This window comes from Nonomuraea rosea (genome assembly GCF_039539705.1).
Classification (GTDB): domain Bacteria; phylum Actinomycetota; class Actinomycetes; order Streptosporangiales; family Streptosporangiaceae; genus Nonomuraea; species Nonomuraea rosea.
This window is the reverse complement of sequence record NZ_BAABDQ010000026.1, coordinates 190,019-198,721: the sequence shown is the minus strand read 5'-3', so window position 1 is coordinate 198,721 and position 8,703 is coordinate 190,019. Positions and strand designations below refer to the sequence as shown.

Sequence of the window (8,703 nt, the reverse complement as noted above, 5' to 3'; positions counted from 1 at the left end):
GTGGAGGGCAGGTAAGACCACCGCTCGCGGTGGCACAGCCCGCTGAAGCAGGAAGCCATCGAGGTGCCGCATGAACACGCGCGGCACGGGCGAGAATCCGCGGGCTTCAGCCCGAGGAGCGCGTCAAGCTGGGCCGATGGTGACGTACCGGAAGGCGCTGCGGCGGGTCGCCACTCTCAGCCCGCAGGCGATCGGCGCGGCCTGTGTGGTGTTCTGCCTCTCCCTGACCTTTCTGGCGGTCAAGACGCCGTGGGCGCCGCTGCCGCGCGCGGTGATCGCCGCCGCCGGCCTGGTCGCCACGGGTGCCGTGTGGTTCCGCGATCGGTGGCCGGTCGCGGTCGCCGCCATCGGGGCGGGCGCGTACGCGCTGTCGGGCAACCCCGGGCCGCTACTGATCGGCCTGTTCTCCGGTGCGGGCGCGCGGCTGGGCGCGCGCTTCGCGGCGCTGGCGGTGATCGGCGTGGCGGGATTCCTGGCACAGCAGTGGGTCGACGACGGCAGCCTCGGCACCGACGCGCTGGTCTCCGCGCTGGCCGCCCCCGCCGCCGTGCTGGTGGCGGGCGGGTACGCCGCCGCCCGCCGCGAGCTCACCACATCACTGCGGGAACGCGCTGAGCGCGCCGAGAGCGAACAGCACCTGCGCGACGAACAGGCGAAAGCCGCAGAACGCGGCCGGATCGCCCGGGAGATGCACGACGTGCTCGCGCACAAGATCACCCTCATGTCGCTGCACGCCGGCGGGCTGGAGGTGAACCCCGGCGCGGAGCCGGCCCGGATCGAGCGGGAGGCGGCGCTGATCCGCGGCACCGCGCAGGAGGCCCTCGAAGAGCTGCGGAAGATCGTGGGCGTGTTACGAGCCGGACATGACGACATATTTCCTGATCTGCGGCGATTAGTGGAGTCCTGGGCGTCGGCCGGCAACACCGTCACGCTGCACGGCGACCTCGACACGTTGCCGGTGGCCACCGCCAGGGCCGCCTATCGGCTCGTACAGGAAGGGCTGACCAACGCGCACAAGCACGCCTTCGGAGCCCCCGTCACCGTCTCGGTGACCAGGAGCCCGCAGGACATCACGATCACGGTCGCCAACGAGCGATCGCTCCGGCCCGCCGCGCGTTCTTCCGGCGCCGGTCTCGTGGGCCTGGCAGAACGTTTCCGGCTGATCGGCGGAACGGTGCGCAGCGCGCCCGACGATGAGGGAGGCTGGCGTCTCGAGGGCCGGTTGCCGAGGGACACATGATCAAGACGCTGCTGGTGGACGACGAGTCGCTGATCCGCGCCGGCCTGCGGTTCATCCTCGAATCCGCACCCGACCTGGAGGTCGTGGGGGAGGCTGCGGACGGGGACGAGGCGGTCGACGCCGTGCACCGCCTGGGGCCGGACGTCATCCTGATGGACATCATGATGCCCAGGACCGACGGCCTCGCCGCCACCGCGGCCATCCGCCGCCTCGCCCGGCCGCCCGCGGTCGTGATCCTCACCACGTTCGACAGCGACGAGCACGTCTTCACCGCCCTGGAGGCCGGGGCCTGCGGATTCCTCCTCAAAGACACCTCGCCGCACGACCTGATCCGCGCCGTACGCCTCGCCCACGCCGGCGACTCGATGCTGTCCCCGCAGGTGACCCGGCGGCTGATCCACCGGGTCACCACCGACCTGCCCACCCGGCGCCGCCGTGACGCGCTCGCCCGGCTGGAGACCCTCACCCGCCGCGAGCGTGAGGTGCTCACCGAGGTCGGGCTCGGCCGCTCCAACACCGAGATCGCGGCCGGCCTGCACATGAGCGAGGCAACGGTCAAAAGCCACATCTCCCACCTGTTCGACAAGCTCGCCGTCACCAACCGGGTACAGGTCGCCATCGCCGCCCACCGCGCCGGCCTGGTGGACTGATCCGGGCGCTGCACGGCATGACCAAGATGACGCTCAGATGGACCGTGATCGTCCGGCCGTGGCCGGACTCACCTTCACCGCAGGCCCGGCAGCCGCCGGAGAGGAGCTCTGGCCCAGGGGCAGTGGGGTAGCTCCGATGGGCGAGGAGCCCAAGGGCAGTGGGTAGTTCTCGCGTGAGGACCCCGCGCCGACGGGCGCGGGGTCCTCATCGTGGTGCAGTCGGATCCGGTGTCCGGCTGCGGCACTCAGGAAGTCTGGGCGATCCAGCCCGCCACGACGCGCATCGCGGCGAGGGTCAGAAGAGCCACCGCTGCGCCTGTGTGTTGTTGCAGGAGAAGATCTGCATGGCCGCGTTCGGCGCCGGCGTGCCGCCGGGAAGGTCGAGGCAGTGGCTGTTGGTGCCGGCGACCCCGGACCGGAACTCGGCCGCGCCGCCGGGCGATATGGTCCACCGCTGGCCGCTGCTGCCGTTGCACGGGTTCACGATGACCGTCGCCCGGTCGAGAGCGCGACCGCCCGCGACGTCGAGGCACTTGCCGGTCCCCACGCTGACCAGGTTGAAGTGGCTCGCGTTGTCGATGATCAGCGGGTTCCAGGCCTGGCCGGCCAGCCCGTCGCACTGAACCTGGATGACCACCGCGCCGTTGTTGAAACCGCTCGGTTTCAGGCACAGGCGGAGATCGGCGTTGAAGACGCCGATGTTGATGATCGCGCCTCCCGGGAGGGCCTGCGCCGGTGCGGCCATCAAAACAGTCGACAGGACGCTGGTGAGGAACAGTGCCGCCAGCGCCGTACGCCGTAACTTCATGATGTCTCCATGGCTGTTGAGATCGGGAACGGAGAGAAGGAGCCAGGCACCCCGTTGAGCCGTGCCGATCCTGTGACACGTAGAGGCGGTGCCTGCCTTTTAGGCGTTCCATCCGGTTCCAGGCCGTGCCGCGGCCGTCCCGTCGCCGCGGCCGGCCTCCTGGTCGGTGAGCCGCCCGGCCAGGTATTCCCGCTCAGCCTCGCGCCGTGGCGGAGGCGCTGCGGCAGCGCGGTGTCGCCGATCGGCTGGCCGGGCTGGCCGCCCAGGCCGCCTGGGCCGCCTTCCATCAAGCGGCCCAGGCGTGGATCGACGACTCCTCGCGGAGCTTGGACGCCCATCTCCGCCAGGCGTTCGACGATCTACGCGCTCTCTCCGCGAGCGTCCCACCGGCACGCTGACACCGGTGCGGTCATCCGGTCGCGCGGATGCCTTCGGCGATCTTCGTCAGCTCGGTCATGGCGTCGATCTCCTTGGTGTAGCCGGGGCTGATGCAGACCTCGACGGCCAGATCGTCACGGAGCTTCCAGATGATCGTCGGCGCGCCCGCCTCAATTTCTGGAGGGACGTCGCCCCTCTCGGACACCCTGGCCGGCTTGCCGAGAACGTCCACGGTCCTGGTCTGCATCTCAGGCATGAACGCGTACAGATCATCCGCCGACGCGCCCTGGGCGACGATCACCTGGACGGAGAATTCGCCTCGCGGCAGGCCGGGCGTCCGGTAGCTGGTGGTGTAGCTCTTGCCGTCGCCGATCACGTTGTCGCCGGACCATTTCCCCCATTCGAGCCCGTCGGGCAGGTAGCCGACGCGGATGCCCCCGAACTCGCGCCCATCGCCCAGATCGCCCAGAGCCTGGGGAGCCGGTACGGACGAAAGCACGACCATGTCCACGCGGGTGCCGGGGGCGACCCGCGCGCCGGCCGCCGGCGACTGGGAGTTCACCACGCCGTTCCGCACCTGGAGCACGGACTGGTCGGTCACCAGGCCGGCCTCGTTCAGGATGCGTACCGCCTCGGCGACGGACTTGCCGGTCACGTCGGGCACGGTCACGTCGTTCCGCATGACGGCCCGGTCCTGGCCGCCGGCCGGGTGCGGGGGTGCTGCGGGCTCGGACGAGGTCAGCCCCAGGGGCACGACCACCGCCACGGCGGCCGTGAGGAGGGCGGCGCCGCCCGTACGAAAGCGGAGCACGTGGGCGCGGTGCCGCCGGCGTACGGACCGGCCCAGGTCCGGCGCCGCCTGCACCCCGGCGACGTGCGCCGACATGGCGTCGGCGAGGTCGTCCTCGATCGTCATCTGGTCACTTCCTTTGCGACGTTGAGGTTGGCGCGGATCCTGGCGAGCCCCCGCGCCGCCTGGCTCTTCACGGTCCCGACCGAGCAGCCGAGCAGGGCGGCGGTGGACGATTCCGACTGGTCCTCCCAGTAGCGCAGGACGAGCACCGCCCGCATCCTGGGCGGCAGCCGGCGGAGCTCCCCGATGAGCGTGTCGCGCAGGGCGAGGTCGGGGGAGCGGGCCGCCGTCTCCGGCGGGCGGGCGAACATGATCTCCTGAACGATCTTCCGCCGGCGGGCCCTGCTGATCGCCGCGTTCACGACGACCTTCTTCGCGTAGGCCGCGGGGTTGTCGTGCCTGATCCGCGGCCAGATCCGGTAGACCTTCTCCAGCGCGTGCTGGACCAGGTCCTCGGCGTCGTGCTCGGTCGCTCCGCAGACCAGGAGCGCGGTACGCAGCAGCGAGGTGCTCCGCGCGGCGAGAAACTCGTCGAACGCTGCTTCGTCGTCATCCGTCATGAACGATGGTCCCCTTTCGCCCTCCTCAACGCGCGGACCCAGCCCAAGGTTGAGTGGCGAGACGGGGAGATGCCACGGCCCTCGGCCGGGTCGATGGGGACTGCCCGGCTTCGGGCGCTACGCGGAGCGGCCGTTTCCGTTCATGGCCTCGCGGCGGTATTTGCGCCCGGTGGTCTCATGCACTCCGAGCGCGCGGGCGAGCGCGGCCCCGGTCATGGTGGGATCCTGCGCGAGCAGCGCCGTCACTTGGGCTCGCCGCCGGCTGTCCTCCTGAGCTTTGCCCGTCAGCGTGTCCTGGCCTGCCGGTGTGTCCTGGCTCGCCGGGGTGCCTTGGCTCGCCGGAGTGGCCGCCGGTTCGGGCCCGGCGGGCGCTGCCTGCCGCTCGCCGATACCCTGCGCAGGCGCAGGCGCAGGCTCGGGCGGTCGCGGGTCGTGCGCGGGCTCGGCGAGCGAGTCGTGCGGGCGATCGGTGAGTGGGTCGGGCGCACGCTCGGCCAGCGGGTCGTGTGTGCGATCGGCGATTTCGCGACCCGAGCGGACCACCCACATGATCAGCTCGTACGAGATCACCAACGCGATGGCCGGCCACGCGGCCAGCGCCGCGGCCAGGGGCCCCCGCTCGATCCCGTGCAAGATGTTCGCCGCCAGCGTCGCGGCGACGCCCAGCGCCAGCGCCCAGCGGGCCAGCGCCGGCACCGCCAGGCGATAGCGGGCACACCACAGCAGCACCATCGAGGAGGCGTAGATCATGCCGTCCACGGTCGCCGGGACCAGATGCGCCGACAGCTCGTCCTCGGCGCCGTACTTCTCGATCACCGCCACCGCATGCCAGTACGACACCCACGCCGCCACCGCCGCGACCGCCAGCACCACGGCCGTCATCGACACGCGGATCAGCCGGTCCCCGCCCCGAGGTGCCTGTTTGATCGCATTCACGGCAGAAATAGTGTCATGCCCGATGTCTCGCTATGTTCCCATCGGTAACTTCTGTGCTCCAGCGGGCTGCTCGCGCGGGACAGGATCCCGGCACGACTGAGACGATTCCTTCAGGAGAAGGAGGCGCGATGTCGCATCCCTGGCGCGGCTGGTGTCTGCTCCGCCCCGGCGTCCTGCTGTACGGCGGCACCATCGGCACCAACCAGTTGCACGCCCACCATGCCGTCCACCTGATCGTCTCCGCGGAGCCCTTCACCATGGCCGACGCCCATGGCCGGCGGCTGACCACGCGGACGGCGGTCATTCCTCCCGACACCCGCCACTCCATACTCACGGGAGCTCACGGAGCCCTGCTGGCCCAGCTCGAACCCGGCAGCGCGCCGGGCCGTTCCCTGCTCGCCCATTCCGGTGCGGGGGTCGAGGCCTCGACCTGGGGTACGCCCTTCCCCCGCCGCACGAGCGCGGTGGCGGCGCCGCTCACGTTCGCGAGGCCCGCCGGCGACCATGAGCACTCCGCCGAGGCCGCGGCCGCACTGAAGATCGTCGAGGACTGGACGGGCCGGTGCGGCGCAGAAGAGGTTCCGATCCACCCGGCGGTGGAGATGGCGATCGCCGTGATTCCCACGCTCCTGACCGGGGGACCGGTGCGCCTGGGCGTGCTCGCGGACGCGGTGCACCTGTCCCCGAGCCGGTTGGCGCATCTGTTCAGCGCACAGGTGGGGATTCCGCTGCGACCCTATGTGCGCTGGCAGCGCCTTCAGGAGGCGATCAGGCTGGTGGCGGCCGGAGAGACGCTGACGACGGCCGCCAACGGCGCCGGATTCACCGACGGGCCCCACTTCACCCGGGTCTTCCGGCGCAACTTCGGGACCGCGCCCTCCACGCTGGCCGCCGCCATCGACTGGCTGCCGTGAATCGACACGTTCGTACAAGCTCTGACCGCGTCGGAGCTGCATCCTTGGGGCGTACGTGCGTCCTCCGAGACGCAGAACTCCCGAGAAAAGGTCGCGATGCTCAACTTGTCGATCATCCTGGAAGACAGCGCGCGCAATGCTCCGGATCGCACCGCTCTGGTCTTCGGCGACCTGCGTCTGCCGTACTCCATGGTGGACTCCGTCGCGAACCAGGTGGCGAACCTCCTGGCGGCCCGGGGGATCGGCAAGGGCGACAAGGTCGCGCTGCTCTGCCCGAACGTGCCCTACTTCCCCTTCGTCTACTTCGGCATCCTCAAGGCCGGGGCGACCGTGGTCCCGCTCAACGTGCTGCTGCAGCCGCGTGAGATCGTCTACCACCTGACCGACAGCGACACCAAGGCGTTCTTCTGCTTCGAGGGCGCCCCCGAGCTGCCCATGGGCGCGCGCGGGCGGGCGGCCTTCGACGCCGTCGAGGGCTGTGAGCACTTCTTCGTCCTGCCCGCCACGCCGCTGGCCACCGAGTCGGAGCACGGCGAATCGTTCTGGGCGGCGCTGGGCGGCATGTCCGGGGAGTTCGAGACGGTGCGGACCGAGCCGGGCGACACCGCCGCCATCCTCTACACCTCCGGCACCACCGGCCAGCCCAAGGGCGCCGAGCTGACCCACATGAACATCTTGACCAACACCGTCGTCAACGACCAGATGTTCCCCGCCGGCCCTGAAGGCGACGTCTCTCTCGCCGTGCTGCCGCTCTTCCACTCCTTCGGCCAGATCGCGGTCATGAACGTGAGCGTGCGCCGCCGCGCCACCCTCGTGCTCCAGCCGCGCTTCGAGCCCGGCGAGGCGCTGGAGCTCATGCGCAAGGAGAAGGTGACCATGTTCGCCGGGGTGCCGACGATGTTCTGGGCACTGCTGTCGAAGATCCACGCCGAGGGGGCCCAGGCGCCCTCGACGTTGCGGCTGGCGGTGGCGGGCGGGGCCTCCTGCCCGGTCGAGGTGCTCAAGGACTTCGAGGCCACCTTCGGCATCCCGATCCTGGAGGGTTACGGCCTGTCGGAGACCTCCCCCGTTGCCAGCTTCAACCAGCTCGGACGGCCCACCAAGCCCGGCACCGTCGGCTTCCCCATCCGGGGCGTGGAGATGCGGCTGGTGGACGACGACTGGAACACCATCGACGGCGAGGGTCCCGGCGAGATCGCCATCCGCGGGCACAACGTCATGAAGGGCTACTACGGGCGGCCCGAGGAGACCGAGGAGGTCCTGCGGGACGGCTGGTTCCGCACCGGCGACATCGCCACCCGCGACGAGGACGGCTACTACGCGATCATCGACCGTACGAAGGACATGATCATCCGGGGCGGCTTCAACGTCTACCCGCGCGAGCTGGAGGAGGTGCTGATGACGCACCCGGCGGTCTCGCTGGTGGCGGTGGTCGGCGTGCCGCACGGCTCGCACGGCGAGGAGATCAAGGCGTACGTCATCCCGTCGCCCGATGCGACGGCGAGCGAGGACGAGCTCATCGCCTGGTGCAAGGAGAACATGGCGGCCTACAAGTATCCGCGGATCATCGAGTTCCGCGAGAGCCTGCCGATGACGGTGACCGGCAAGATCCTCAAGCGCGAGCTGCGCTAGCCGAGCGTCAGCCGGTGGCGGGCCTCAGCGGGTCACCGGCCGGCGTACGCCTGGGGAACGCCGCGTTCACGATCCACCCCACGATGATGCCGCCGAGCAGCGCGAAGCCGTGCAGGTCGCGAAGGGCGACCAGCACGACCGTCGCGACCCCGTACACGGTCACCGGCAGCCACCCGGGCAGGCGCTCGCGATGGACGACGAGCTGGAAACCGGCGGCGGCCAGGACGAGCGTGACGATCAGTCCCCACGTGCCGCCCGTCGCGGCCGGCAGCCAGGCGCCGGAGATCACCGCGTAGAACGCGCCGAGCGAGCGTTCGAGCCGCCCGGAGGCCAGGACGAGTCCGCCCGCCAGGCCGCACAGCGCCACCGAGTTGCCCGCGCCCGGCTGGCCGAGCAGGTATCCGGCGGCCTCACCCGCCGCCGCGCCGCCCAGGTAGAGCATCAGCCAGCGGGCGGGGCGGAGGGCGCGCTCGGCCACGTACCCGAGCACGGCCAGGAACGCCAGGTTGATCAGCGTGCCGAACAGCCCGCCGTCCTGCACCACCAGCGACGTCACGAGACGCCACCACTCGCCGCCGGCGATCGCCGCCGGGTCGCGCATCAGCGCCGGCTCCAAACCCGGTACGGCGATCTGCAGGAGACTCGGTACGGCCGTGAGCAAGAAGACGACGGCCGTGACGTAGGGCTTGTACACCGAGCAAGTCTCGCACGCCACCCAAAGCCGGACACTTG

The 8,703-nt window shown here is 70.7% G+C and carries 10 protein-coding genes; 5 read left to right on the top strand and 5 right to left on the bottom strand.

Going from position 1 to position 8,703, the window contains the following annotated elements; all coding sequences use genetic code 11:
• Nucleotides 1–136: 136 nt before the first annotated feature.
• Both ABEA43_RS43635 and ABEA43_RS43630 read left to right on the top strand, forming a co-directional pair.
• A complete protein-coding gene (locus ABEA43_RS43635; protein ID WP_345571659.1) occupies nucleotides 137–1,240 on the top strand; it encodes a sensor histidine kinase in 1,104 nt (367 codons plus the stop codon).
• Nucleotides 1,237–1,890 (top strand): response regulator transcription factor, encoded by a 654-nt coding sequence (locus tag ABEA43_RS43630; protein WP_345571657.1) that lies wholly within the window; start codon nucleotides 1,237–1,239, stop codon nucleotides 1,888–1,890. The genes ABEA43_RS43635 and ABEA43_RS43630 overlap by 4 nt, the downstream gene beginning before the upstream one ends.
• Nucleotides 1,891–2,185: 295 nt before the next feature.
• Here ABEA43_RS43630 and ABEA43_RS43625 read toward each other — a convergent pair whose 3' ends face one another.
• Complete coding sequence (locus tag ABEA43_RS43625; protein WP_345571656.1) at nucleotides 2,186–2,698, bottom strand: RICIN domain-containing protein; 513 nt, start codon at nucleotides 2,696–2,698, stop codon at nucleotides 2,186–2,188.
• Between the two features lie 206 nt (nucleotides 2,699–2,904).
• Between ABEA43_RS43625 and ABEA43_RS43620 the strand changes: the two genes are divergently transcribed.
• The gene (locus ABEA43_RS43620) at nucleotides 2,905–3,096 is read left to right on the top strand and encodes a hypothetical protein (RefSeq protein WP_345571654.1); all 192 of its coding nucleotides are present in this window, start codon (nucleotides 2,905–2,907) and stop codon (nucleotides 3,094–3,096) included.
• An 11-nt stretch (nucleotides 3,097–3,107) separates the two neighbouring features.
• On the opposite strand, the gene ABEA43_RS43615 is transcribed toward ABEA43_RS43620, so the two are convergent.
• From ABEA43_RS43615 to ABEA43_RS43605, 3 genes are all read right to left on the bottom strand, one after another.
• Entirely contained in the window at nucleotides 3,108–3,992 is an 885-nt protein-coding gene (locus tag ABEA43_RS43615) for a PASTA domain-containing protein (protein WP_345571652.1), read from the bottom strand.
• On the bottom strand, nucleotides 3,989–4,489 hold the full coding sequence (locus ABEA43_RS43610) for a SigE family RNA polymerase sigma factor (protein ID WP_345571651.1): 501 nt from the start codon (nucleotides 4,487–4,489) through the stop codon (nucleotides 3,989–3,991). Before ABEA43_RS43610 ends, ABEA43_RS43615 begins: the two co-directional genes overlap by 4 nt.
• 117 nt (nucleotides 4,490–4,606) lie before the next feature.
• Nucleotides 4,607–5,425, bottom strand: coding sequence for a DUF2637 domain-containing protein (locus ABEA43_RS43605; protein WP_345571650.1), 819 nt, complete (start codon nucleotides 5,423–5,425; stop codon nucleotides 4,607–4,609).
• 128 nt (nucleotides 5,426–5,553) lie between these two features.
• Here ABEA43_RS43605 and ABEA43_RS43600 point away from each other — a divergent pair, with 128 nt between their 5' ends.
• Together ABEA43_RS43600 and ABEA43_RS43595 are read left to right on the top strand one after the other, a co-directional pair.
• The gene (locus ABEA43_RS43600; protein WP_345571648.1) at nucleotides 5,554–6,339 is read left to right on the top strand and encodes a helix-turn-helix transcriptional regulator; all 786 of its coding nucleotides are present in this window, start codon (nucleotides 5,554–5,556) and stop codon (nucleotides 6,337–6,339) included.
• 96 nt (nucleotides 6,340–6,435) lie between these two features.
• Nucleotides 6,436–7,971: a long-chain-fatty-acid--CoA ligase gene (locus tag ABEA43_RS43595; protein ID WP_345571646.1), complete on the top strand. Its 1,536-nt coding sequence runs from the start codon at nucleotides 6,436–6,438 to the stop codon at nucleotides 7,969–7,971.
• A gap of 7 nt (nucleotides 7,972–7,978) precedes the next feature.
• On the opposite strand, the gene ABEA43_RS43590 is transcribed toward ABEA43_RS43595, so the two are convergent.
• Nucleotides 7,979–8,665, bottom strand: a complete 687-nt coding sequence (locus ABEA43_RS43590) for a rhomboid family intramembrane serine protease (RefSeq protein ID WP_345571644.1) — start codon at nucleotides 8,663–8,665, stop codon at nucleotides 7,979–7,981.
• Nucleotides 8,666–8,703 lie beyond the last annotated feature (38 nt).

Excerpts from the sequence above, each read along its gene's own strand:
- ABEA43_RS43600 (WP_345571648.1), top strand. The coding sequence starts at position 5,554 with ATGTCGCATCCCTGGCGCGGCTGGTGTCTGCTCCGCCCCGGCGTCCTG.
- ABEA43_RS43615 (WP_345571652.1), bottom strand. The coding sequence starts at position 3,992 with ATGACGATCGAGGACGACCTCGCCGACGCCATGTCGGCGCACGTCGCC.
- ABEA43_RS43610 (WP_345571651.1), bottom strand. The coding sequence starts at position 4,489 with ATGACGGATGACGACGAAGCAGCGTTCGACGAGTTTCTCGCCGCGCGG.
- ABEA43_RS43630 (WP_345571657.1), top strand. The coding sequence starts at position 1,237 with ATGATCAAGACGCTGCTGGTGGACGACGAGTCGCTGATCCGCGCCGGC.
- ABEA43_RS43595 (WP_345571646.1), top strand. The coding sequence starts at position 6,436 with ATGCTCAACTTGTCGATCATCCTGGAAGACAGCGCGCGCAATGCTCCG.
- ABEA43_RS43635 (WP_345571659.1), top strand. The coding sequence starts at position 137 with ATGGTGACGTACCGGAAGGCGCTGCGGCGGGTCGCCACTCTCAGCCCG.
- ABEA43_RS43625 (WP_345571656.1), bottom strand. The coding sequence starts at position 2,698 with ATGAAGTTACGGCGTACGGCGCTGGCGGCACTGTTCCTCACCAGCGTC.